Genomic DNA, 26295 nt, shown 5'->3' with positions numbered 1-26295 from the left:
AAAGATAAAGCTAAAGCTAAAAAGCCAAATTTGAATAAGTTTTTCATTTTAATTTTTCTGATTAAATATTAATTAATTTTACATCTTAATGCCGCAAAGGTAAAAAGGTAACCTGATGTTTTAGCAAAAAAATAAAATATTTTTTCAAACGTCTTTTTACGCACTTTTGAGGGTTACCATATTGATATTTGGGTATTAAAACTTGAAATTTGTAGAGGTTTGCGTTAAATAAACCCGATTATAGCGCAATACTTTTTGCTTTTGGAGAACCTTATAGGTTTACTTTGCAGCGTGTATTTTAAACCTAAAAGGTTTGTGTGGGGGCAACAAAAAGATTGAAGCGGAAAGCGGGGCCGAATATAAATAGTAGTAGTACATTTGCTTTTCAAAACATAGATTTCGGACTAAAATTTAGGTCGGTTATTTTTTTGATTATTATTGGGTTACCATTTGAATTTAATTGTATTAATAAGTGAGTGTAAAGTTTAGCAGTTCGTTACCAACAGATAGAGAGGTTGTATTAGGGATACTCAATAACTCGGTAGAAGCATTAAATAAATTGTATGCGGCATATTTTCCAATGGTGTTGCAGTTTATTTTAAATAATAATGGCGATGAGGATGATGCGAAAGATGTTTATCAGGAAACCATTATAGTTCTTTATAATAAGATTAAAAGCGGCAGTTTTGAGCTGAGCAGCAAGTTGAAAACTTATATTTATTCGGTAAGTAGAAGAATTTGGTTGAAGAAACTAGCGCAGCACAACAAGAAAACTAACAATATTGCCGATTTTGAAGATGTGCTGGCGGTAGAGGAAGATATGGAACAGCATGAGCAAAAGGACATGCAGTTTGATAAGATGAAAGTGGCTTTGGAAAGCTTGGGAGAGCCTTGCAAGACAATTATTGAGGATTTTTATATTCACAACCATTCGATGCAGGAGATTTGCGAGAAATTTGGTTATACCAATACAGATAATGCAAAAACACAGAAATATAAGTGTTTGCAAAGGTTAAAAAAAATATTTTTTCAATCGTAGAAGATGAGACAAGATTTAGAATTAGAGGCTATTATTGAAGATTACCTAAATGGTAAACTAACACCAGAAGAGCGTACGGCATTTGAACAGTTGCGTAACAACGACCCCATGGTTGACCATAGAGTGGTTGCCCATAAGGTATTTTTAGAATCGATGACGCAATATGCACACGTTGTTAAGCTGAAAGAGCAAATGGATGCTGCACACTTGCAAATTGATGTGCCTTTGCTGGTAGAGGAGTTGAGGCCGCACCCTTCTAAATTGGTGAGATTATGGCGTAATAATAGATCGGCAGTAGCTATTGCCGCTTCGTTTATCTTATTGGCTATAGTTTCTTTGTATTCGATACAGAGCAATAGTAAACAAGCTGGTACTTTTGAGGCAATGAGCCAAGATATGGCGCAAATTAAACGCTCTCAAAGTGGCCTTATCCGCGATATTAAATCTATTAAAACAGACAACAAGAACAGTAATAATGGCAGCCGACCTAGGTTTGGTGGTAGTGGTTTCGCTATTTCTGGTAACGGTTATATTGTAACCAACTATCACGTGGTTCGCGGCGCAGATTCTGTTCATGTACAAAACAGTAAAGGTTCATACAAGGTACAATCAATTTATACAGATCCTGTTAACGATATTGCGATTTTAAAAATCAACGACAAATCTTTCGAAAATTTACCTTCATTACCATATACCATTAAAAAAGGAACTTCTAGTTTGGGAGAGCCCGTATTTACTTTAGGTTTCCCTAAAGATGATATTGTTTTGGGCGATGGTTATGTAGCTTCTAAGAACGGTATTAATGGCGATACGTTAGCTTATCAAGTAGCTATTCCGGTAAACCCTGGTAACAGTGGCGGGCCTTTGCTAGATAATAGCGGTAATATTGTTGGTATAATTAACGGTAAAGAGAATAAAACAGATGGTGCTACCTTTGCTGTAAAATCAAAATACATTATAGAGGCTTTAAATGCCATTCCGCAAGATTCATTGAGCAAAAGAGTATCTTATGGCAAAAAGAATGTATTAAAAGGCTTGAAACGTAATAAGCAGGTAGAGAAAATGCAAGACTACGTTTTCATGATTAAAGTTTATAATAACAACTAGTTTTTTTATAGTTTATGGCTAAGTCCCGAAAGCATTTCATTGTTTTCGGGGCTTTTCTTTTTGTATGCTATCTTAAAAAAGACTTGAGATAGATAAAGCTAAACAACCAAGCAACTGCGCATCACTGTTAAGCTTTTTTCCATTTCTTCGGTAGTTAAATGCCCAAAACCAATGCGCATGGCGGTTGTTTTTTTATTTTGATACAAGATGTTTTTAGGGATAAACAAGTCTTTTTGCAGACATTCTTTAGCTAATTTTAACAAAGAAAAAGGCGTATTCCATTCTAGCCAAATGGCCAGCCCGCCGTTAGGGACACTAAATGTTGATTGGTGTCCGAAATGTTTTGCCAATAGCGCACAGCAATTATTCCGACGTTCTTGGTAAACTTTTAACGATTTTTTAAGGTGTCGGTGTATCTCGCCCTCGGCAATCATTTCCCCTAAAACCTGTTCTATCACTACATCGCCCTGTCTATCTAAAACGGTGAGGTACTTTTGCATCTCGTTAACAAGGTTTTGCGGGGCAACTACAAAACCGGCACTAAAAGAAGGAACCAATGATTTTCCGAAAGAACCCATATAAATGATCATGCCGTTTACATCAGCACTGGCCAAAGGCATCATGGTATTTTTTTCGTACTGAAAATCATACTCGTAATCATCTTCTATAATGATAAAGCCATGTGCCTGCGCCAACTGCAATAATTTTATCCGCCGTTGTGCACTTAGGCTCACCGTAGTAGGGTAGTGGTGGTGCGGCGTAATGTAAATCATTCTTATTTTGGTGGTTTTCAGCTTTTCTTCCAGTTTGTTTATATCAATGCCTTGCTCATCTACTGGTAAGGTTTTAATATTGGCACCTGCTTTCTGAAAAATCATGTTGGTGGTAAACAAGCCCAATTCGCCAACTATTACTACATCGTTAGGCTCAATTAAAAGCTGCGCAATAATGTAGAGGCTCATTTCTGTGCTTCGAGTAATCAGCAGGTTATGTTTAGCAATATGTAAGCCACGCGAACTGTTGAGGTAATGGCTTAACTGTTCTTTAAAATATTCGCCAGCATGGAGCGAATTCCCTAATTTTTTTAGGGTGTTTTTGCTTTTAAGGGTGGCGCTATATAAGCTAGATAGTTGCCTTATTTCGGTTAAACGAAGATCTGGTGTGCCATCATTAAATTGATAAGCACAATTAGACTGTTCAAAGGGGTTGTCTAAAATATTAGATTGTTTGAAAGAATAGCCTGTTTGGGCAGGGTAATTTGCCCACGCAACCGATGCATCATAGGGGCGTTCGCCGGTTTTGATTTTATTGTCCATTACATAAGCACCTTTATTGGGATAAATAACTATCCAACCCTGATGGTGCAAATCTTCGTAAGCGGCAATTACAGTTTTACGATGCAAATGAAGTAAATTACTTAGGGTTCTGGTTCCTGGTATTTTGGTGCCGGGCATTAAATATCCTCGTTGTATAGCGTTGATGAGCTGCTGTGCCAGTTGTAGGTAAATTGGGCTTTTTGATTTTCTGTCTAAATGAATGAAACTTAAAAAAGGAATATCAACCGGACTATTCATATTCTTTAAACTGGACTATGTTAATGTTCCGGAAAGATACGAGTTTTGTCACGAAGTTAGCAAGCGGCTAGTTCGAAAAGCCTAAAAAACTGCCGCTCAATGAACCAACGAACAACACCAACAATGAAACAATTTTTATACGCACTAACCCTTGTTCCGGCAGTAGCTATTGCTCAACAGGACACCACAAAACTTCATGAAATCATTATTTCTGAAAATAGATTACAAACGCCTTTTAGCAGACAGGCAAGAAATATACAACTGATTACCAAAGAACAGATAGCGCAAATGCCTGTGAAATCTATTAACGAGGTATTAAGTTTTATTGCTGGCGCAGATGTACGTCAGCGTGGCCCATTTGGTACCCAGGCAGATATTAGTATTGATGGGGGAAGCTTTGAACAAACGTTGATTTTGTTGAATGGCGTAAAGATATCGGATGTACAAACCGCCCATCATTCTATGAATATTCCGGTGCCTTTAGCGGCTATTGAAAGAATAGAGGTGTTGAAAGGCCCTGCAGCAAGGGTTTATGGTATTAATGCCTTAACCGGTGCAATTAATATTGTTACTAAAGCTAGTAAACAGGCTGCAATTGAGGTAAATGTAGCAACAGGTTCTTCTTTTGGCCATAAGGCCTTAGGCGATGGTAGTGGCATTTACAAAGGTGGCGCAGCGCAAGTAGCCATCAATATGGTTGGCAAAAACAATCAGCATTTATTTGGTTTTGGCATAACCGATTACAACGGGCAACGCTACAATAGCAGTACTTACGACCATAAATTCTTTTATCAAGGTAATGTTGATTTTGATGAAAAGAATAAGCTGAACTTAATGGGCGGTTACCTTAAAAACGCTTTTGGTGCTAGTGGTTATTATGCCGCTCCTGGCGATAAGGAAGCATTTGAAATTGTAGAAACAGCTTTGTTTGCCATGGGTTCATCTCATCAGTTGAGCAAGGGTTTTAGTTTGCACCCGAGAGTGAGCGCCCGCTACAATTGGGACGATTACCGTTACTTCCGTAATAATTTAAGCAGCGCTAGGTCGCTACATCAAACTGGGGTGTGGTCTGCAGAGCTAAATAGCACACTACACTCTGCCATAGGCGATTTTGGTTTTGGTTTGGAAAGCCGTTCGGAAGACATTAAAAGCACCAATATTGGCAATAGAGAACGCTACAACCACGGTGCTTATGCCGAGTATAAAACTGAGGCCTTGAAAAACTTGTTGTTAAACATAGGAACTTACGTTAACTACAACACGCAATGTGGCTGGCAAGCTTTTCCGGGCTTAGATGCGGCTTATTTGTTTGCACCAAAATGGAAACTGGCATTTAATGTGGGCTCTAGCCAGCGTATTCCATCTTTTACCGATTTATATTTGAACCAACGCCCCGGAAATATCGGAAACCCGAATTTAACTTCCGAAAATGCTTGGCAGTACGAGGTTTCTTTGCAACATAAATTAGCTAATTTTAATGTGCAGGGTGGGTATTTCAATCGCCATATTTTTAATTTTATTGATTGGGTGAGAAATTCATCTTCGGTACCCTATCAACCTCAAAACTTTGGAGATAATAAAATACAGGGGTTTAATATAGGGGTGGGCCAAACATTCAGTTTATCTAACCAAACCTCGTTAGCTTATCAATTAAGCTATAATTATTTATATGCTGGTAAAATGAGCTATGCCAATAACATCACTTCTAAATATGTAATAGAAAATTTAAAACATCAAGCTTTAGGTAGCTTAGTTTACCGGTACACCAATTGGCAATTAACTATAGGGGCAAGGTGGCTAGAAAGAGAATTAAAAAGTCCTTATTTAATCACAGATGTACGTTTACTTTATGGAAAGCAACAATGGAATGTTTATGCAGATGCCACCAATTTATTGGATAAAGAATACATAGAAGTAGCAGCAGTACCTTTGCCAAAAAGATGGTTTGCAATAGGGGCAAATTATCGGTTTGGCTTGTAAAATATGGAGTTTTAAGGTTAAGGTTGAGGTTAAGGTTAAGTTTGAGGTTGAGATGGGCTGACCAAAAGCAAAAAACTACTTGGGTTTAATTGTTTATGAGTTGTATTTGTTTTGAAGAAATGTAATGGTAGATTGGATGAGGTCTTTTCAGGCATCTTGATTAATATCGCCTAGTTTTTTTACATAAATACAGCCTTTGCCCATTTTATATTTGCCTAAGTTTTCTAGTATAGCTTGTTGTCCGTCGGCTCCGGCATAAACATAAAGCGATATAGCGGCTTTACGGGGCGAAAAACCTACCAATGGCCAGTCGCCTTCTTGTTTGCTTCGCTCAGATTTGTAGTGATACTGTCCAAAACCAATGATAGATGGCCCCCACATTTTAGCCTCGTACCCGGTAAAGTGCTGCATTAGCTGTAATAATTCAAAAGCATCTTTGCGCTTTTGTTCTGTTTCCGCAAAAGCATTAATGAAATCGTGCACATTTGCTTGGGTTTGTTTAGTTTTAATCTCAGCCATTTTGTTTTCTTCTTCCCTAAATTAATAAAAAAAGCATAGTAATTGCACTTATTGTTTCATGCAAAATGCTGTGCAGGGCAATATTTGGCATTTGTTAAAATGATTTAAATCACTTTTTAATTTGACCTATTCACACTACTAAACTGCCATATCTGGATAATTTTGGAACAAAAATCAGATTTTTATGGCCCATCAGTTTCATATTCCCGTACTAGGTTTAGGTTTCTCTATAGATACCCCCTTAAAGGTAGCTCGTTATGGTATTTCTTCGGTAGTTTCTATTGTAGATGACGAATTAACCGAACGGATGCGGAAATATCATTCGCAACTTAATCTCATACCATTCTATCCAATAGATAAAAAGACAGAAAATAGCAGAACAAAGCGTATTGCAGCCTATTTAAACTTACTGCAAGATTTGGTTGATGAGCAGTTTGAAGCGTTAAAGCAGCAAGAGTTTGTAGCGGGTAGCGACATTTGTAGATACTTTGAATTACTGCCAGACGAAGCTGTAATTAAGCAGGGGTATGAGCTGATGATGGAATATCCTGAAGGTGTGAGTAAAAAAATATTTCAAGATCGTTTGCGCCAAAGCATGAAAAAGGGCAATATCGATGTGAACATTATGGCTAAGGTGGATAAATTAAATTTTGATGCCCAAGGCAATTACTTAGGCGATGAAAATACCGATGCCTTATCGGCCTTAAGAGCTTTTGCAGAAAGTAAAATAAATGCTGCAGTGGTACTTTCGGCAGGGATGAACCCCCGTTTATATAGCTATATCGAAAAATTTGAAAACTTTAATCCTAACTCCAATGGCACGTTCGATAAACGTATTATTTTAAAGGTAAGCGATTTTAGGTCGGCCTTGATACAGGCTAAATTTTTGGCTAAAAAAGGGCTTTGGGTATCTGAGTTTAGAATAGAATCTGGCTTAAACTGCGGTGGGCATGCCTTTGCTACCGATGGTTTTCTGTTAGGCCCAATTTTAGAAGATTTTAAGCAAAATCGTTTGCAAATGCAGCAAGAGCTGCAAGAACTTTACACTAAAACTTTGGCCGCAAAGGGAATTAACCTAGGTAAATTGCCACAGCAGAAAGTAACCGTGCAAGGTGGTATTGGTACAGCGCAAGAAAATAAATTCCTCTTAAAATATTTTAACCTAGATGCAACAGGCTGGGGGAGCCCATTTTTATTGGTGCCAGAAGTAACCAACGTAGATGAACATACGCTGTTAAAACTGGCCGATGCTAAAGAAGAAGATTACTATTTAAGCAATTCTTCTCCTTTGGGTGTTTTGTTTAATAACTTTAAGTACAGTAGTGCTGAGCAACAACGCTTGGATAGAATTGCAGCGGGTAAACCTGGTAGTCCGTGTACAAAAAAATACTTGGTTAGCAATACCGAATTTACCAAAGAGCCTATTTGTACGGCTTCAAGTAAATACCAAAAATTAAAAATTAAGCAGTTAAACAGCCAAGATTTAGCACCCGAAGCTTACCAAGAAGCCTACCATAAAATTACCGAAAAGGTTTGCTTGTGCGAAGGGTTGTGTACTTCTACTTATATTAAAACCAATACCTTAAAACCTAAAGAAAGTGCGGCAGTAGCTATTTGTCCTGGGCCAAACTTGGCGTTTTTTAACAAGGTTTATTCTTTAGACGAAATGGTGAAACATATTTACGGAAGCGTTAACCTCTTGGAGAAAGTACAACGATCGCATATGTTTATTAATGAGCTAAACTTATATATAGATTATTTGCAAGAAGAAGTGCAAACTTATCTTAACAATGTAAATGAGAAGAAAAAGAAGCATTTGGATAACTTTAAGGTGCAGCTTGAAAATGGTATAGCTTATTATAAAAAAATGTTTGGTGAAATTTCGGGTAATTTTAGTACAGAGGTAAAAACCGATTTACTTAATTCAGAAAAAAGATTGTTAAATATGACCATCTAAAAGCTGATTTAGCATTTTTTTATTAAAAAAAGCTATATTGTGGGGTATATTATGGAACGAGCTAAACTGTTAAATGCAATCATAGAAAATGCCATCGACGGAATTATTACTATTGATGAGCATGGTATAATTGAACATATCAATCCTTCGGCACTGGTGCTTTTTGGGTACGAAAGAGACGAGGTAATTGGTAACAATGTATCAATGTTAATGCCAACGCCAGATAAAGAAAGACACGATGGCTATATTGCTAATTATAGAAATACAGGCGAAAAACATATTATTGGTATTGGTAGAGAAGTACGGGGGCAGTGTAAAGATGGTTCCATTTTCCCATTTAGATTGGGCGTAAGTGAAGTTAAATTTTCTGATAGGAGAATTTTTACCGGGTTTATTCACGATTTAAGCCGTCAAAAAAGAGACGAACAAAAAATTAAGAGCTATACCGAAGAATTAGAACAAAAAATTAAGGAACGCACGCAAGATCTTATCAGGTCTATTAATGAACTAGAAACCGCTAAAGAGCATGTAAGTGCATTGTTCGAGAAAGAAAAAGAACTCAATCAGTTAAAAACAAGGTTCGTTTCTATGGCTTCCCACGAGTTTAGAACGCCATTAAGTTCTATCCAACTATCTGCTTCATTAATTGATAAATATGTTACCAAAAATGACGCAGCCAGTGTAGAGAAGCATACCACAAAGATCAAAAATGCGATCAATAACCTTACTACTATCCTCAACGATTTCTTGTCGTTAGAAAAGTTGGAAGCTGGCAAGGTAGAGCCTAATGCCAATTGGTTTAACATTATAGCCTTTGCCGAAGAAATTGTGGAAGAAATGCAGCTCATTAGCAAACAAAACCAATTAATTGTTTACGAACATACCGGTACCAGTGCGCAGGTTTTTCTCGATCACAACTTGCTTAAAAACTGCATTATTAACCTTGTTTCTAATGCCATTAAATATTCTGGCGAAAATACCATGATACAATTTAACAGTATCTTAACGCAGAATGAGTTAATTATAGAAATAAAAGATAACGGTATAGGCATTCCAGAACTAGATAAGGTAAATCTTTTTGAACCTTTTTTTAGGGCACATAACACGGGAGATATTCCAGGAACGGGATTGGGACTAAACATTGTTAAAAGGTATGTGGGCTTAATGAACGGTACGGTAAGCTGTCAGACCGAACAAAATAAAGGCACTACGTTTACACTTCATTTTAATCATCAATAATAAATAGAATCACCGCAAATTTTAATTATAAAGGCTTCGTGCCAATAAATAGATAAATTAATGCACATGAAAAAAGTTTTAGTAATAGAAGATAACGACGATATAAGGGAAGGAACGGTAGAAATATTAACCTTGGCGGGTTATGAAGCTATAGCTGCTAAAAATGGAAAGTTAGGTGTAGAGTTAGCTTTGAGCTCGTTGCCAGATGTTATTTTATGCGATATCATGATGCCAGAACTAGATGGCTATGGCGTACTTTATTTGCTGAACAAAAATCCAAAATTGGCTAATATCCCTTTTATTTTTATGACGGCTAAGGCAGAAAGGGCTGATATGCGCAAAGGTATGGAAATGGGGGCCGATGATTATCTTACTAAACCTTTTGACGATTTGGAACTGTTTAATGCCATTGAAAGCAGGTTGAAAAAGAAAAGCCAAACAGTAGCTTTTAAAGCTGCACCAAAAGATTTGAATACTATTTTTGCAGAACTAAAACAAAAAGGGAAGGGCAGAAATTACGCCAATAAACAGGTGATTTATGTAGAAAACGATGAGCCTAATTACCTTTATTACATTAAAAGCGGACAGGTAAAAACCTATAAACGTTTCAAAGACGGCAGGGAATTGTCTTCAAATATTTATAAAAGCGGCGATTTTTTTGGTTACGAAAGTTTGTGTTGCGGTGTAGTCTATGCAGATAATGCAGCTACTTTAGCCGATACCGAACTTGCTTTAATTCCTAAAGCAGATTTTATGGATGCTTTATTGAACCATCAAGAAATGGCCACAGCTTTTATAGAAATGCTTTCGGGAAATATTAGGCTTAAGGAAGAGCAAATGTTGAAACTAGCTTATTTTTCTGTACGTAAGCGGGTTGCCGAAGCATTGGTACAGTTGGCCAAAAAATTTAAAACCGAACATGAAGATAGTTGTACTTTAAAGATATCTCGAGATGATTTGGCTGCATTTGTAGGTACCGCCAGCGAAACTGTAAGCCGTATGTTGGCCGACTTTAAAGAAGAAAAACTGATAGAAAAACAAGGTAATGCCATTCATGTGGTATCTATAGAGAAGTTGAGCAATATAAAACAGTAATTGTACTTTTAGTGGAAAGTGATTATTTGTTTACAAGATGCGCTAGACCTATTAAAGCAAGAAGTTACGGTGTAAACTTAGCTTAGCAGGTTACCATATAGCACTGTCCTTGAATTTATTTCAAGGGCAGTGTATTTAAAAAATAATTATCGAACTTAAGCCGATAATGTATGGCTCTGCTCAATAAGTTCTTGCAACTCTGCCAAGTCTCTGGCCACAATATCGGGTTTTACTGAAGATACCTGCACATCTGCGGCAGTAGCCTCACCAGATAGTACCAAAACCCCTAATGCACCAGCATTTTTCGCCATTTTTACGTCTGTATAAATTCTATCGCCAACCATGGCAATTTCATTCGGTTTTAACTTGTATTTATGTATAATACCATCTAGCATTTGTGGGTCGGGTTTGCCAATAACTATATCGGGCTTTCTTTTGGTAGCGCCTTCAATGCAAGCACAAATAGAACCACAATCAACCAATATATTAGGCTGGTCTGTAGGGCAAACCCAATCTGGATTGGTGGCAAAATACGGCAATTGTTGGCTGGCCCAATAAGCTGCACGGCACAATCTCGAATAAACTAAAGACGTGTCAAAACCAACTACCAGTGCATCTGGTTTATCGTCTGCGCTATCGTTGGTAGAAACAAAACCAGCCTCTTCAAACTCTTTAACCATACTGGGCGTGCCCAAAATAAATAGACGTTTAATACTTGGATGATGGTTTTTAATGTAGTTAATTGTAGCTACTGCAGAAGTGTACATTTCTTCTTTGGTAGCTGGAATGCCCATTTTATCTAAATGCTTAAGATAATCGGCCGTGCTTTTTGACGGATTATTGGTTAAAAAGGAGTAACCAATACCATTGGCCTTTAGGTAGTTTAAAAAATCGTTGGTAAATGGAAATAGGGTGCTACCATTGTAAATAGTGCCGTCCATATCCAAAGCAAAATGTTTAATATCTTTTAGTGTCATATTGGCTCCTTCAGGAGAACTTTGATTATTGTTTTTGAATTTTATTAGGATGTTAGAAAGTTGCTCTTTAACTGTTAATCGTTATCGTAACCATGCGCTTTGGCTTTCCACATTAATGCAAAAATAAACACGCACAATATGGCCATGCCAATCATCATCATAAAAACATAGTCCCATGCCATTGCCGGGTCGTCTTTGCTCAGCGTATCTACCATGTATCCAATGCCAACACCAGAAACTAAACCGCTTGCATAGCCAAATAAGCCAGTTAAACCATTTGCCGTGGCTGCAGCCCTGTTAGTTGCCTGGTTTGCTGCAGCAATGCCAATAAGTGCTTGTGGACCATAGATAAAAAATCCGCACATGGCCAATACAAATATCATTATCCATGAAGGTGTACTGTCTGGTATGTATAAGAAAATTGTCATGAACACAGCTACGCCTACCATGCAGTATAGCGAAGTGTGATGTGCTTTTCCTTTCAAGTATTTATCGGTAACCCAGCCTGCGGCAAGCATGCCCAAAATGCCAAAAATTTCGAAGATAGCTACTGTCCATCCTGCATTGCTCAATGTCATGCCATGTGCTTCTTTTAAAAAGGTAGGCCCCCAATCTAAAACTGCAAAACGTACTACGTACACAAAGAAATTGGCTATGCCCAGTATCCATATCCATTTATTACGATAAACAGCTTTACTAATAAAAGCTTTAAATTCTGCAGAAGATTCTTTTCCTTTTTTGTTTGTTTGGTGTAATTCTGGCAAGCCTACAGACGAAGGTGTGTCCCTTAATCCAATAAATAGCCCTATGGAGCCTAGTAAAGCAATAATTGCGGGTATCCAAAAACACCATTTCCATGCGCCATAATGTGATGCAGACTCTATTACGCTTTTCATTTTATCGGCGTCTGCGAGGTCAATTTTTAAGTTTGCGGCAATGGAAGCAACAATTTCAGGATTGTTGCTCATGTTTGTTCCCATTGATCCCATGATGTAGCCTGCTAAAATGGCAACTAAAGCTGCGCCAATGGAATGCGATGTGTTCCAAACCGACATCTTTGTAGCCAGTTCATTTTGAGGGATCCAGTGTGTTAATAAACGAGCCACCGGAGGGAAGCCGCTACCTTGAACAAGATTGTTTAAAATTAAAATGATGCCAAATATAAGTACCATGGTGTTGGTGAACATTGGTCCGCCAGTTTCGCCCGTAAATAAGGTGCTCAAATCGCTTCCCCAACCAAAAGCAAAATTAGCTATGGCACATAAGAGCAAGCCTATAGACATGTGGTAGCGGGCGTTCATTCTATCGGCAATTAAGCCATTTAAAAACCTAGAAACACCGTAAACAATGGTTACCAGTGTCATGATTATTCCGAAACTGGTTTTTGTAATACCGTATTCGGCAGTAAGCCCTGGAATGGCGAAAGAGAAGTTTTTACGTACGAAATAAAATAAGGCATAACCAATCATGGTCACTATAATGGTTCGAAATTGCCAGTACTTAAACAACCTTGATGTTGTTTGGTTAGGGGTGTTGGTTGTTTCTTGGTTCATACTTTATATTTAGTGTCTTCAATTGCCTAAATGAGGGTTTGGTTGGTTGGGTTTATTAATCGTTGGTTTATCATTAAAGATTAACTTGTTGGGTTTAATCTTTTTTGTAGGCTATTTTAAGCGGTTTTCCAAATGCCATCTTTTCCGAAAAGTTGGTTGAGCCACTGGTTTAAATAGCCTGTTCTTACCGCAACGTCAAGTATCGTAAATCTTCTTCTAATATATTGTGCGCTAATAAATGTTTCTTTCAGTTTTTCTTTGGTAATACCGATGTGTTCTGGTTCGGTAGGAGCGCCAACAGTAGCCAAGCGGGTTTTAGCTTCTTCAAAAGGGATGATTTGTTTGGCTAACCTAGCTTTAATACTACTCCAGTTATCTTTTAAAGTTTGTAATTGTTGTGCTAATTCTTGATGATCAATGTATTTTGCGGCAGTTTCTTGTAGGCCAATCTCTGGGAAATCGGTATCCTTAAAAATGGCTAACGATTGTTCTTTAAGTTCTTCTTTTGTAGGCCATTGTTTTAGGGCGGCTTCAATATCTAAGTTTTCGAAGTCGGTTTTCAATACCACATCGTACAAGGCGGTAATAGCTAAAGTACCTATACTTACCTGAAAACCGTGCGAAACGTGTTCGCCATTGTTTAGGTGGTGCTCCATATTCCATAAATGGCTAAACTGGTGCTCGGCTCCAGATGCTGGACGGCTAGATTTTGACCACTGCATTGCAAATCCACCCAGCATTAATCCTTCGGTTAATTGTGTAACCGCTGTTATTTCTCCGTTTCTTGTCCCTTTTGGGTCGGCCAATGCTTCATGTAAGCCATCTTGTACAATAGACCAAGCAGTTTCGTCTATGGGTTCAACACCTAGGGCATCAGCAAAAATCCAGTCGGCACCTGCCGTAATTTTAGCAAATAAATCGGCATAGCCCGATGCAGTCATCGCTGTAGGAGCGGCACTTAAAATAGTGGTATCTGCCAAGCAGACTTGTGGTGCTGGGCAATTAAATGTCTGTTTTGCGCCATTAGCGGTAATAGAAGCACCAAATGCGGTGTAGCCATCCATAGAAGCTGCGGTTGCTACACACATGTAAGGGCGATTAGTAAGATGGGCGGCTAATTTGGTTAAATCGTTGATGGTGCCAGAGCCAACAGCTACCGGAATTGCCTGATGTGTTTTTAAGACAGCCACTAGCTCGTCCACAAATTTATACTCGGCATACAATTCAGGGTCGGTATAAATGTATGGTTCAAGTTGCTGTACGCCTTTTTCGTTAAATTGTGTTTCGATTTGTTTCCCTAAAACACCGTAAGTAATGGTGTCGGCAATAATGATGGCTGTTTGATTGGGGAATTGTTCTTTAAATAAATTGGAAGCTTGAAATAATGCTTCTTTGCTAATAATTAAGGCTTTGGTTTCGTTGGCAGATTCTAACGCGGTGGCTACTTTAGACATTTATAAGGTTGATTTTTTTAAATAGTTTAATTTGATTTTGTTTCTCAAATAAACGATTTTTAAAAAAATAAAACAAATAATAAGTTAAAGAAAAACATTTTGAAATGTTGTGTTCCTAAAAATAGAAAGCAAAGAAAAGAAATGACCGCATATATACCATCGTCAATCTCAATTTTATAACAGATTTCTAAAATTATATAAAAACCTTTCTAACTTTTTCTACATCTTTGTCGAGTAATGAAGAAAATTCTTTTAACATTCATGGCATTTTTCTATCTGGCGGTAGCTAGCGGAGCTGGGGTGAATCTTCATTATTGTATGGGCGAACTGGCCGATTGGAGCCTTATCCAAGATAAAAAACATGCTTGTGATTTCTGCGGCATGGAGAAAAAGGGTAGCGCCAAAAATGGTTGTTGCAAAGATGTACAGCATTTGGCTAAGGTAGATCAGGCACAGCAAACAAACGTACAGATTTACAAATTCGAACAATCTGTTTTTGTAGTACCTACGCTTAAGCCGACAGAAAATTATTTGTTGCCAGTTACTAAGGTTATTTCTCAAGAAGCCAGAAGCAATGCGCCTCCTCTAGGACAGCTAACGCCTATTTTTATCAAAAACTGTACTTACAGAATATAATACCCTCTTTCTTTTCTGTGTGCCGTCATTCCGACGACCATCGGGAGGAGAAGTCTCTTCGTTAGTTAATGAGCTAGGTTTCTCAGATACATTAGAAATGACATAGCGTATAGTCCCGTCGGCTTTAAGCCAAAAAATCAAATTCTTATTTATTTAACCTGTTGTTAGTAAAGTTGGCTTTGCCTCATTTTACCATCAACGCAATTTAAAATTATCATGAAATTATTTAAAATGACTGTGGTAGCTGTTTTAACAATGTTAGGTGCTGCTGCTTTTGCACAAACAAAAACCGACAAAATTAAAGTATTAGGTAACTGCGGAATGTGTAAAAATCGTATCGAAAAAGGTTTGAAAAAAGATTCTGCAATTACTTCGGCAGAGTGGGATAAGACCACAAAGTTTTTAACTGTTGCCTACGACAAAAAGAAGTTGGACGAAAATGCTATCCATCAAAAAATTGCTGCTTTAGGTCATGATACCGATAAAGCAAAAGCTACTGATGAAGTATATGCAAAGTTACCAGGCTGTTGTAAATACGACCGTACTGGTAAAACTGTGAAGTCGCATTAGTTATGTTGCCGTCATTTCGATGCGGAGGAAGGACGAAGATAAATCTGTTTGATAGCGCTTGTTGCTTACAGATTTCTCGTCGTACTTCTCCGAATGGTCGGAGCGGGCTGTCGAAATGACGTGCTAATATTGAAAAGAAAGAGGGTAATAATTTTCAAATGGTACATCAAATTATTGACTGGTCTATGCGCAACCGATTTATCGTGTTGGTGCTGGCCATTGGGATATTTGTTTGGGGCATTTTTGCGGTAAAGAAAAATCCAATAGATGCCATTCCAGATTTGTCCGAGAACCAAGTAATTGTGTTCACAGAGTGGATGGGACGTTCGCCTCAATTGATAGAGGATCAGGTAACTTATCCATTGGTAACCAATTTACAAGGTATTCCTAAAATTAAATATGTGCGTGGTTCTTCCATGTTTGGCATGAGCTTTATCTATGTTATTTTTGAAGATGATGTAGATGTTTATTGGGCTAGAGAACGTGTGTTGGAGAGAATTAGCACAATTTCTAAAACATTGCCTGATGGTGCTACGCCACAGTTAGGCCCAGACGGAACGGGTGTAGGACACGTACTATGGTACACTTTAGATGCACCAGACACCGATTTGGGCGAGCAACGTGCCATACAAGATTGGTACGTGAAATTTGCATTGCAACAAGTGCCTGGTGTAAGCGAAATAGCCTCATTTGGTGGTTTTCAAAAGCAGTATCAAATTGCAATAGACCCGAATAAATTATTGTTCTATCAATTAACGGTGCCTCAGGTAATTGCTGCCGTTAGAAGTAATAATAATGAAGCCGGTGGTAGAAAGTTTGAGATGAGCGACATTGGCTACATTATTAAAACTTCGGGTTATTTAAAGTCGATAGAGGAAATAGCTAATATTCCGGTAAAGAACCAAAATGGTACGCCTATTCGTATTGCGGATGTGGCTACCGTACAGATGACTGGCGAAACGCGTTTAGGTATTTTTGACCAAGATGGCGAAGGAGAAAGAGTTGGTGGAATAGTAGTAATGCGTTATGGCGAAAATGCCGCAGAGGTAATTGATAGGGTAAAAGCTAAAATGGCAGAAGTAGCGAAAGGTTTACCAAAAGGAGTAAAATTTGATATTGTTTACGATCGTGGTGAATTGATCAACGAATCGGTAGATTCTATTAAAACTACATTGATTGAAGAAATGATCGTAGTGTCTTTAATTGTAATTGTTTTCTTGTTTCATTGGCGTAGTGCAGTAAGTATTATTATACAAATTCCGATAACTATTGCTGCTAGCTTTATTTTATTAAATGCGTTTGATATTAGTTCGAACATTATGTCGTTAACGGGTATTGCTTTGGCTATTGGTGTAATTGTAGATAATGGCATTATTATGAGCGAGAATGCTTATAAACATTTGTCGGAACGGTACGCGGAGGTGGTTGGGGGTGGAAGTCCGAAGGCGGATGACCGATGACGGAGGTTTGGAAGTTGATAGTCCGGAAGACCGAAAGTTGGAAGATCGATGATGGAGATCTAAAGGTTTTCGTCATTGCGAGGAACGAAGCAATCTTACAAGTATCGCTAGTAAACAACTTTCGCATTAGGGTTGCTTCGTGCCTCGCAATGACGGCAATGTTGGCTAAGTGCTTAGCAAAGGCTTTTGTAAAATAAACCCGATAGTAGTGAAGAGTTTTTAAGTCTGAGCTTGTTGAAGACAAAAACTAGTAACGAATAGCGGGACTGAGGTAAACGATGGAATGCTGAAAATGCTTTTCAAATAAAAAATTAAAAGGTTCTGCCGCTTACAGCAAAGAACTTAAAACTTGTAACTCAATGAAAAATTGGTTAAAAAATAGATTTCGCAAAGAACCAGACTGGATTAGCGAAGAAGAGCGGTTGGCAATTATAACGAAATCTAGCAAGCAGGTGTCTAGGGGGGTGTTTTTTGCTACCGTAATTATTATTACATCTTTTTTGCCTGTATTTATGCTTACTGGGCAAGAGGGCAAATTGTTTCATCCCTTGGCTTATACCAAAACGTTTATCATGATTGTGGACGCTTTATTGGTAATTACCTTGGCTCCAGTACTTATTTCCTTTTTTATGAAAGGAAAATTTAAGCCAGATAACGCTAATCCGGTAAATAGATTTTTAGAAAAAGTTTACGAACCCATTATTAGAAAGGTGTTAGAATGGCGTAAAACAACTATCGCAATTAATCTAGTTGCTCTGCTAATTACTATTCCGTTGTTGAAAAATTTGGGTACAGAGTTTATTCCGCCATTAGACGAGCAGAGTATTTTGTTTATGCCAGTAACCTTGCCAGATGTATCTAATGCAGAGGCAAAGCGGATTTTGCAGGTGCAAGATAAGATTATTAAATCGGTGCCAGAGGTAGATAAAGTGTTGGGTAAAGCAGGAAGGGCAAATACTGCAACAGATAATTCGCCCATTAGCATGATTGAAACCATTATTACCTTGAAGCCAAAAAGCGAATGGCGTGAAGGGATTACCAAGAAGGATATTATTACCGAATTGGATGCGAAACTGCAAATTCCTGGAGTGGTAAATGGCTGGACACAACCTATCATTAACCGTATAAATATGTTGGCTACGGGTATTCGTACCGATGTGGGCATTAAAGTTTTCGGACAAAATTTAGATACCATTGCCGTAGTTTCGGAGAAAGTGAAAGCGGCTTTAGAAGGTACGCCAGGAGTAAGCGATTTATTTGTAGAACCCATTACTGGTGGAAAATATTTAGCTGTCGATATTAAAAGAGGGGAACTAGCCCGTTACGGTTTAAATATCGACGATGTAAACCAAGTGGTAGAAACAGCTTTGGGTGGTGCAAGTATCGGCAATACCATTGAAGGTCGTCAGCGTTTTTCGATTAGTGTTCGTTTGGCGCAAGACTACCGTAACAGCGTAGAACAAATTCAGCGTATTCCTTTGCAATCGCAGGGATTTGGAGAAATTCCGCTTTCGGCAGTAGCCGATGTGAAATTTGAAGATGGGCCGCCCATGATTAGCTCTGACAATGCCATCTTGCGTGGTGCGGTGATGTTCAACGTTCGCGATAGAGATTTGGGAAGTACCGTAAAAGAGGCGATGGAGCAATTGAATAAGAAAGATGGAATTTTACCAGAAGGATATTTTTTGGAATGGAGCGGACAGTACGAAAACTTAATTCGAGGTCAGCAAACCTTAATGTGGATTGCGCCAGTAGTATTGATCATTATCTTCTTTTCGCTTTATTTCGCTTTCCATTCTGTTAGAGAAGCTTTTTTAAGTTTAATTACCGTACCGTTTGCCTTAATTGGTGGCGCTTACATGATTTATTTCTGGGGCGTTAACCTATCCGTAGGAGTAGCTGTAGGTTTTATTGCATTGTTTGGTATTGCGGTAGAAACGGGTATTGTAATGGTGATTTACTTGAATGATGCCATGCAGCAGTTGATTAAACTGAAAGGAAATTCTAGTGAAACAATTACCAAAGAAGATTTGCGTGAATATGTGGTGCATGGAGCGGCTAAACGTTTACGCCCAAAATTGATGACGGTTTGCGTATCGTTATTTGGATTGATACCCGTGTTATGGGCTACAGGTGTGGGCGTAGATGTAATGCAACCCATTGTACTGCCTATGATTGGCGGGGTTTTAACTTCATCAACTCATATTTTATTGGTTACACCGCTTATCTTTTTGATGTCTAAAGAATACGAATTGAAGAAATACGGAAAATTGGAGGTGCACGATGTACAACATTAAATTTATTTTACGTCATTTCGACTGGAGCGTAGCGAAATGGAGAAATCTTTCGAGTAGTTTATCATTGTTCAAAGATTTCTCGGCTACGCTCGAAATGACGCATTTTTGGGCGTCACTGCGAGTTAATAAAATTGTGCTTTTGATGGTAGCAACAACACTGTTCTCATTTAAAGCTACAGCCCAAACCCCAGTCCTTTCTCTTGATACCATCTTAAATCGTATCGACCAAAATAACCTGCAACTTAAATCTTATGGTTTAAAGGCAGAAAGTTACCAATACAATGCTAAAGCGGCTACCGCTTGGATGGCGCCGATGGTTGGTATTGGAACCTTTATGACGCCCTATCCGGGACAAATGGTAATGGATGCAAAAGATAAGGGATCGGTGATGTTTCAAGTAGAGCAAGACATCCCAAATTTTGGAAAATTAAATGCGGAAAGGAAGTTTATAGAGTCGAAGGCTAAAGCGGAACGAACAACTAGAGATGTAACCTTAAACGACTATAAAACCCAAGCAAAAAAGCTTTACTACACCTGGTTGGTAGCGCAGCAAAAATTGGCAGTACTTGAAAAAAGTAGTCAAATTATGCAAACAATGAAAAAGGTAGAAGAAATTAGGTATCCTTTTAATCAATCGAAATTAGGCAGCGTTTACCAAACTTCGGCAAAGTTAGAAGAAACGGAAAACATGAAACGCATGCAAGAGGGAGAAATTGGTAGAGCTAAGGCTTGGTTAAACAGTATGATGAACCAGCAAGGGAATACCGAATTTAAGATTGACAGTAGTTATATTCCTCAGTTTGTGGCAGCAACAAGTTTAGATACTAGTAGTTTGGCTTTGTCGAGAAAAGACATTGCAAAAATGGACTACAATATCCAATCTATGCAATTAAATATTGAAGCAATGAAAAAACAAAGCCGCCCAGGTTTTAAACTGCGGTTTGACCACATGTCGCCTTTGGCGGGTGGTATGCCCAAAGCTTTTAGCGTAATGGGAATGGTAAGTATTCCAATCGCACCTTGGTCTTCAAAAATGTATAAATCGGAAGTGAAAGGAATGCAGTACGAAGTAGAAGCTATGCAGATGGAAAAAGCAGCCATGCTGCAAGAAACCCAAGGAATGCTGTACGGTATGCAATATCAAATTAAGACTATGCAGCAGCAAATAGCCGCTATGGAGCAAAAAATCATTCCAACGTTGCAAAAAACATTAGATGTAAACGTATTGAGCTATCGCGAAAATAAAATGGAATTACCGGAGGTGATCGCTTCGTGGGAAGCGCTAAATATGATGCAGAATAACGTGTTAGATGAAAAATTGAAACTTTATTTAATGATAGCGGATTATGAAAAGGAATTGTATAGGTAAAGCCCCTTTCTGCCATACGGGCATCTCTCCCCAAAGGGGAGAGAAAAGGAGTAATCGTCATTTCGACTGGAACGCAGTGGAATGGAGAAATCTTTTAAATAGCATCTCAAAGCTCAAAGATTTCTCACATGCGTTCGAAATGACGAACGTGGTAAAGGGAGTGCAAACGGCACTGTTGATAGTAACGATACTCTTCCTCGCATCTTGCCAAACCAAGCCAGAGAAAGATCATCTCGATATTGGAAAAGTAACCGTAGATTCTAGTTTGAAAGCTTTACTTGCTCCTTCAAATGAGCAGGTAGTGGCTAAAACCGAAATAGTGAAAGCAAGTTATGAGCCTAGGATTTTTACTGCTGAAGTGCAGGGAATGGTAAATTATGATACACGTAGCGAAACTAGTGTAGCCAGTAGGGTTGGAGGTCGTTTAGAAAAGTTATACATCAAGTACAATTATCAGCCTGTTAAAAAAGGACAGTTGTTGTTTGAAATCTACGCTCCTGATTTGGCTGCGGCACAACAAGAGTTAATTTATCTCTCGCAAAGCGTAGGCGACGAACGTTTGTTGGCACAAGCTAAACAACGACTATTCTTGTTGGGTATGAACCATCAAACCATCCAACAGGTTTTACAAACCAAAAAAGTGAATTACCGTATCCCGGTTTATAGTATGGCAGATGGCTATATTTTAGAGAAAACTTTCGCAAATAACAATGCGAATGCTGCAAATGCGCCAAGTAGGGGGAGTGGCGGTGACAGTATGTCGGGAATGAGTGGCGGAGGTGGTAGTACTGCACCGAGTACTGCGGTGAGCTCTCAAATAGAAAATTCGCCAGTGATGCTAAGGGAAGGCCAATATGTGAGCGCAGGGCAAAGCATCTTCATTATTTACAAATCCGACCAATTATTAGCAGAATTTGCTTTGAAGCCCAGCTTAGGTGCTTTGGTTAAAAAAGGAAGTAAATTGGCATTTTACAAGACTTCAGCTAAAGAGGATAGCTTCCAAACTTCGACCATAGGATTAATACAGCCTATCATTAAAGCCGGAGAAAATTTCACAGTAGCGAGAGTTTACCTCAACAAAGGCAAGTTTAAGGCAGGAGAAATGCTGACGGCGAAAATCCCGGTGTTGGTACCGCAAAGTTATTGGTTGCCCCAATCGGCAGTGGTAAATATAGGTGCTCAAAGTATGGCTTTTAAAAAAGAAAATGGCGTGTTTGTAAGCATGAGCTTAAATACTGGCTTGCGGATGAACGGAATGGTACAGTTGAAAGAGGACGTGAACAATATGGAATTCGCTAAAAACGCGGCTTACTTGGTGGACAGTGAAAGTTTTATTAGAGCTCAAACTAATTAGCCACAGATGCACAGATTAAATTTTCTTATAAAATTAAAATGGTCAAATAGAATATTTATGCATCTGTGGCCAAAACTAAATACAAATGAAAAGAATTAAACATATCATATTTATTCTATTCCTCCTCAGCTTAATTGTTGGCGTAGGCTGTAGCGGAGAGCAAAAAACCGAAGACAAATCAGCTAAAGCAAAACAGCAAACCTTTACATGCCCAATGCATCCGCAGATCATTGAGCACGAGATGGGAACTTGCCCGATTTGTGCAATGGATTTAGTGCCTTTCGAAAAAAATAGTGATGATAAAAGCATCAAGCTCGATGCGCAAAGACAATTACTCGCCAATATTAAAACCATTAAAATAGGAGAGGGAAATAGCGGCGATGTTGCCAATCAAAGCGTATTGAATGGCAGGTTGGTGGTCGATCCTCAGCAAAGCAATTATATCTCGGCAAAAGTGTCAGGCAGAGTAGAGGAGTTGTTTGTAAGAGAAATTGGAGTTGTTATTAGTAAAGGGCAGCCTTTATACAGGTTGTATGCCGAGCAATTGGCCACCTTACAACAAGAATACTTGATGGCCTTGGCACAACAAAAGCAGTTTGCTGGCGATAAATTGGAGCAACAATTGGTGTCATCAGCTAAGCAGAAATTGTTATTGTACGGACAAACAGAAACGCAGTTACAGCAACTGACTAAAACTCAACAGAAAAATCCTTACGTTACCATATATGCTACGCAAGGTGGTACAGTGGCCGAGCTGGGCATTACCCAAGGTCAATATGTGGCTGAAGGTACTCCGATTATGCGATTGGAAGGTTATGGGAAATTATGGGTAGAGGTAGATGTTTATCCAAACGAGATGAAGCAGATTAAGCAGGGGCAGCAATTAAAGGTAGTGGTAAATGGATGGGAAGACCAAGCCCAGACAATGAAAGTTGATTTTATTAATCCATCGCTGCGGGCAGGCACCCAACTTACACAAATTAGAGGAAGCATTACTAATCCGAATGGGCAATGGCAACCCGGTTTGCAAGTAAAGGTAATGTTGGCTTCGCAAGCCGTTGATGGAGGAATGAGTTTACCTGTAGATGCCATAATTCGTGATGCGAAAGGCGAGCATGTGTGGATTAAAACAGGAAAAGAGAGTTTCGAACCAGTGCCCGTAAGTACAGGTAAAGCAAATGGAAGCAATGTTCAGATTACTTCTGGTTTAGCTACTGGCGATGAAGTAGTAATTACCGGAGCCTACCTGCTTTACAGCGAATATGTGCTAAAAAGAGGAAAGCATCCGCTGGGGTAAATAGGCTTAGGCATACGGAATTTTTAAAACTTCGTATGCCTTAGTGTTTAGTGTTGCATTGAGCTTGTAGAAATGACTTCGACAAGCTCAGCCCGACACAAAAAATAATTAAACAACAACAATGAAAAAAAACATTATCGTAGTAATAGCAGTGGTATTTTTTAGTGCCTGTAATAATCAAAAAAATGAAGAAAAAAAGGTAGAAACTGTAGTCAAAGAAAAGGCAGTAGTAACCACAACTTCAAATAATGTATTGTTAAAAAACGACCAATTAAATGTGGTGTATCAGCAATACCTTCTGTTAAGCAACGCTTTAATAAACTCAGATTTGACTACGGCTAAAGAAGCGAGTATGGCCTTAGAATTAGGCGCAAAAGCATTAAAGGATGGCGAGAAACTAGTTCATTTTGCTTCCAAAATTACTGCTGCTTCAGCTATTGAAGTGCAACGGACTTTGTTCGCTGATTTAAGTAACGAGATGATTGCAAAAGTAAAGGCTATTGGTTTGCAATATGGAGAGATTTACCTAGAATACTGTCCAATGTCATTAAATGATAAAGGTGCTTCTTGGTTAAGTAATCAGCAACAGATCAGAAATCCATATTATGGTGATAGTATGTTAGATTGTGGCGAAATTAAAGAAACTCTCAAATAGCGGGTGGACCAAGTAATAGCTACTGCAGTTTGTATTAGCGTAGGTGTAAGTTTAATCTACGCTAATAAACGCCATCTACCTCATCTGAAATTTCTCTCTATACTGCGTTGGTGTCATTCCTACGCTTTTCTTAAATAATTTTCTAAATGCCTTAGGGTCAGTATAGCCAGAACTGTAAATAATCTCGTTCATTTGTTGACTGGTTTTTTCTAGCAGTTTTTTTGCTGCATCAATTCTAGTTTGCTGTAAATATTCTATAGGTGTAATGCCGGTAATGTGCTTAAACCTACGCACAATGTTTCTACGGCTCGACGGAATGTCCTTAATCAGTTCTTCAATGGTTGCTGCCCCCTGGTAGTTTTGCTCAATTTTGCGTTGCGCAATGGCAACTAATTCATCTGTATGGTCTTTAGATGGTTGGAAAGTACTGAAATAAGATTGGTTTTCACGATCCATATCAATGGCAAACACTTTGGCAATGCGTATGGCCATTGCCCGGCCACAGTATTCGTGTATCAAATGTAATAACAAGTGAAATGAAGAGGTAGCACCGCCACTGGTGTATAAACGGTCGTCTTGTGTTACCGTTTTATCTACCTTTAACTTTACCTGCGGAAAAGCAGTTGCGAATCCCGTACTGGCATCAACAGTCAGCTATAGAAAATTTATTTACGGTTTCAAAAACCTCTAACACAGCGGCTACACTTAATAATTTGTAGTCTGCACTTAACAACAATCCTATTTTTTTCATGTTTATGTATTGGTTAAACTAAAATACTAAATGTCTCGAATGCCCCCAAATTTTGACAATAATAATAGTCTGAATTGGATAAAAGAGCTTGTAATTTAGTATCATAAAACTTGAATATTATGGATTTGAAACCAATAAGTAATAGAATGTATGGTTTTTTGGTGTTGTACGATATGCAAACTACCTTTTACCATAGTGTGTTGGCTGGTATTAATGACGAAGATGCGTTAAAACGTTTAGGTACAAAGGCAAACCATGTTAATTGGCTGGCCGGAAGCTTACTGCAAGAACGCTTTGAGTTGGCTAATTTGTTAGGCGTTGATTTAAAATCTGGCGCAAATGAATTGTTTAAGCACCATCAAGGCATTAAAGAGGAAAAATATCCACCCTTAAAATCGTATGAAACAGAGTGGGATAAAATATCGCCCATTTTGAGGGAAAAACTGTTAAATGTAACAGACGAAGAATTGGATAAAGTAATTGATTTTCCAGTAGAACAGATGAGTTTTCCTTTATTTGAAATGGTAAGTTTTAATACCTATCGCGAAGCCAATTGCATTGGCCAAATTGCCCTTTGGCGTAGGTTGTTAGGTTACGAAGCAATGAAATACATGTAGCATATGGACATTAATGCCACCTTACTAAAAAGCTTGGAAGATACTTTTTCTGGGTTAGCAAAAGCCATTCAACGCTTTAATGAAACTGCGTTTAATGAAAAACCAGCGAAAAGTAATTGGTCGCCGGCAATGGTAGCACAACATTTGATATTAGCGGGTACCGATATTGATAAGGTGCTTTTGGGAAATACCAAAGCCACCGAAGGCAAAGTTGATGGAAAGATAGCACAACTGAAAGGTATCTTTTTAGATTTCGTTTCTAAATTTACTTCGCCAGAATTTATTGAACCGGCAGATCAAATTTATAACAAACAAGTTTTGTTGGAGCAATTAAATGCCATCGAAAAATCTGTAACCGATATACTGCCAGGTTTAGATTTAAGCCTAACCTGTTTAGATTTCGAAATGCCTTATATGGGCTTTTTAACCAGACAAGAGCTGATTAGTTTTTTGATTTATCATACGCAAAGGCACACACATCAACTTAACGAAATGGCAGATAAACAAGCACCCAATTACGTTGGTCATTTAGAAATAAACACCACGGTAGCCAAGGTCTTTGAGGCGCTGACTAACAAAATCCCACTTTGGTGGACAGAAATGTTCGGAGGTTTTGCCAATAAAGAAGGAGAAACTTTTACCGTTCGTTTTGGCGATAACGTTTACAAAACAATACTAGTGTTGGAGCTGGCACAAAATGAGAAAGTTGTTTGGCAAGTAAAGAAATCGCTAATTGCCATTCCAGAACTAAAAAAACAAAACGAATGGGAGGGAACTACCATTGTTTGGAAGATG

The 26295-nt window shown here is 38.4% G+C and carries 22 protein-coding genes; 16 read left to right on the top strand and 6 right to left on the bottom strand.

Annotated elements, in window-relative coordinates; translation table 11 throughout:
* Positions 1-472: 472 nt before the first annotated feature.
* Both B3I52_RS09420 and B3I52_RS09415 read left to right on the top strand, forming a co-directional pair.
* The gene (locus B3I52_RS09420; protein ID WP_293300656.1) at positions 473-1039 is read left to right on the top strand and encodes an RNA polymerase sigma factor; all 567 of its coding nucleotides are present in this window, start codon (positions 473-475) and stop codon (positions 1037-1039) included.
* Between the two features lie 3 nt (positions 1040-1042).
* Positions 1043-2146: a S1 family peptidase gene (locus B3I52_RS09415; RefSeq protein ID WP_293300654.1), complete on the top strand. Its 1104-nt coding sequence runs from the start codon at positions 1043-1045 to the stop codon at positions 2144-2146.
* Positions 2147-2244: 98 nt separating this feature from the next.
* Here the strand turns inward: B3I52_RS09415 and B3I52_RS09410 are convergent, their stop codons facing one another.
* The gene (locus B3I52_RS09410; RefSeq protein ID WP_293300652.1) at positions 2245-3720 is read right to left on the bottom strand and encodes a PLP-dependent aminotransferase family protein; all 1476 of its coding nucleotides are present in this window, start codon (positions 3718-3720) and stop codon (positions 2245-2247) included.
* Positions 3721-3843: 123 nt separating this feature from the next.
* On the opposite strand from B3I52_RS09410, the gene B3I52_RS09405 reads away from it, so the two are divergent.
* The gene (locus B3I52_RS09405; RefSeq protein ID WP_293300650.1) at positions 3844-5700 is read left to right on the top strand and encodes a TonB-dependent receptor plug domain-containing protein; all 1857 of its coding nucleotides are present in this window, start codon (positions 3844-3846) and stop codon (positions 5698-5700) included.
* A 147-nt stretch (positions 5701-5847) separates the two neighbouring features.
* On the opposite strand, the gene B3I52_RS09400 is transcribed toward B3I52_RS09405, so the two are convergent.
* Positions 5848-6219, bottom strand: a complete 372-nt coding sequence (locus B3I52_RS09400; protein WP_293300648.1) for a DUF1801 domain-containing protein — start codon at positions 6217-6219, stop codon at positions 5848-5850.
* Positions 6220-6403: 184 nt separating this feature from the next.
* Here B3I52_RS09400 and B3I52_RS09395 point away from each other — a divergent pair, with 184 nt between their 5' ends.
* Genes B3I52_RS09395 through B3I52_RS09385 form a run of 3 tightly spaced genes read left to right on the top strand, consistent with a single transcriptional unit; the run spans position 6404 to position 10510 of the window.
* Positions 6404-8176: a hypothetical protein gene (locus tag B3I52_RS09395; protein WP_293300646.1), complete on the top strand. Its 1773-nt coding sequence runs from the start codon at positions 6404-6406 to the stop codon at positions 8174-8176.
* 51 nt (positions 8177-8227) lie between these two features.
* Positions 8228-9415 (top strand): PAS domain-containing sensor histidine kinase, encoded by a 1188-nt coding sequence (locus tag B3I52_RS09390; RefSeq protein WP_293300644.1) that lies wholly within the window; start codon positions 8228-8230, stop codon positions 9413-9415.
* 60 nt (positions 9416-9475) lie between these two features.
* On the top strand, positions 9476-10510 hold the full coding sequence (locus B3I52_RS09385; RefSeq protein ID WP_414691876.1) for a response regulator: 1035 nt from the start codon (positions 9476-9478) through the stop codon (positions 10508-10510).
* A 155-nt stretch (positions 10511-10665) separates the two neighbouring features.
* Here the strand turns inward: B3I52_RS09385 and B3I52_RS09380 are convergent, their stop codons facing one another.
* The 3 genes from B3I52_RS09380 to B3I52_RS09370 all read right to left on the bottom strand — a co-directional run bounded on the left by B3I52_RS09380 (position 10666) and on the right by B3I52_RS09370 (position 14494).
* On the bottom strand, positions 10666-11487 hold the full coding sequence (locus B3I52_RS09380) for an HAD-IIA family hydrolase (RefSeq protein ID WP_293300640.1): 822 nt from the start codon (positions 11485-11487) through the stop codon (positions 10666-10668).
* 74 nt (positions 11488-11561) lie between these two features.
* On the bottom strand, positions 11562-13040 hold the full coding sequence (locus B3I52_RS09375; RefSeq protein ID WP_293300639.1) for an MFS transporter: 1479 nt from the start codon (positions 13038-13040) through the stop codon (positions 11562-11564).
* 116 nt (positions 13041-13156) lie between these two features.
* The gene (locus B3I52_RS09370) at positions 13157-14494 is read right to left on the bottom strand and encodes a sn-glycerol-1-phosphate dehydrogenase (RefSeq protein WP_293300638.1); all 1338 of its coding nucleotides are present in this window, start codon (positions 14492-14494) and stop codon (positions 13157-13159) included.
* 237 nt (positions 14495-14731) lie between these two features.
* Between B3I52_RS09370 and B3I52_RS09365 the strand changes: the two genes are divergently transcribed.
* The 8 genes from B3I52_RS09365 to B3I52_RS09330 all read left to right on the top strand — a co-directional run bounded on the left by B3I52_RS09365 (position 14732) and on the right by B3I52_RS09330 (position 24132).
* A complete protein-coding gene (locus B3I52_RS09365; protein ID WP_414691875.1) occupies positions 14732-15130 on the top strand; it encodes an HYC_CC_PP family protein in 399 nt (132 codons plus the stop codon).
* Positions 15131-15346: 216 nt separating this feature from the next.
* On the top strand, positions 15347-15700 hold the full coding sequence (locus B3I52_RS09360; RefSeq protein WP_293300635.1) for a heavy-metal-associated domain-containing protein: 354 nt from the start codon (positions 15347-15349) through the stop codon (positions 15698-15700).
* A gap of 158 nt (positions 15701-15858) precedes the next feature.
* Complete coding sequence (locus tag B3I52_RS09355; protein ID WP_293300634.1) at positions 15859-17160, top strand: efflux RND transporter permease subunit; 1302 nt, start codon at positions 15859-15861, stop codon at positions 17158-17160.
* 359 nt (positions 17161-17519) lie between these two features.
* Complete coding sequence (locus tag B3I52_RS09350; protein ID WP_293300633.1) at positions 17520-19457, top strand: efflux RND transporter permease subunit; 1938 nt, start codon at positions 17520-17522, stop codon at positions 19455-19457.
* A complete protein-coding gene (locus B3I52_RS09345) occupies positions 19444-20826 on the top strand; it encodes a TolC family protein (protein ID WP_293300631.1) in 1383 nt (460 codons plus the stop codon). Before B3I52_RS09350 ends, B3I52_RS09345 begins: the two co-directional genes overlap by 14 nt.
* A complete protein-coding gene (locus tag B3I52_RS09340) occupies positions 20804-22180 on the top strand; it encodes an efflux RND transporter periplasmic adaptor subunit (protein WP_293300629.1) in 1377 nt (458 codons plus the stop codon). The genes B3I52_RS09345 and B3I52_RS09340 overlap by 23 nt, the downstream gene beginning before the upstream one ends.
* A gap of 85 nt (positions 22181-22265) precedes the next feature.
* Positions 22266-23477 carry an efflux RND transporter periplasmic adaptor subunit gene (locus B3I52_RS09335; RefSeq protein WP_293300627.1) on the top strand — a complete coding sequence of 404 codons (1212 nt, stop codon included), beginning with the start codon at positions 22266-22268 and terminating at the stop codon, positions 23475-23477.
* 121 nt (positions 23478-23598) lie between these two features.
* On the top strand, positions 23599-24132 hold the full coding sequence (locus tag B3I52_RS09330; protein WP_293300625.1) for a DUF3347 domain-containing protein: 534 nt from the start codon (positions 23599-23601) through the stop codon (positions 24130-24132).
* 75 nt (positions 24133-24207) lie between these two features.
* Here the strand turns inward: B3I52_RS09330 and B3I52_RS09325 are convergent, their stop codons facing one another.
* Positions 24208-24651 (bottom strand): GlxA family transcriptional regulator, encoded by a 444-nt coding sequence (locus B3I52_RS09325; RefSeq protein ID WP_293300623.1) that lies wholly within the window; start codon positions 24649-24651, stop codon positions 24208-24210.
* 351 nt (positions 24652-25002) lie between these two features.
* Between B3I52_RS09325 and B3I52_RS09320 the strand changes: the two genes are divergently transcribed.
* Positions 25003-25500 (top strand): DinB family protein, encoded by a 498-nt coding sequence (locus B3I52_RS09320; protein ID WP_293300621.1) that lies wholly within the window; start codon positions 25003-25005, stop codon positions 25498-25500.
* Positions 25501-25503: 3 nt separating this feature from the next.
* On the top strand, positions 25504-26295 hold a 792-nt coding region (locus B3I52_RS09315), incomplete at its 3' end, for a DinB family protein (protein ID WP_293300619.1).

The sequence above is a fragment of the Pedobacter sp. UBA4863 genome (assembly GCF_002399615.1).
Taxonomy (GTDB): Bacteria; Bacteroidota; Bacteroidia; order Sphingobacteriales; family Sphingobacteriaceae; genus Pedobacter.
This window is presented reverse-complemented; position numbering and strand designations above follow the sequence as displayed.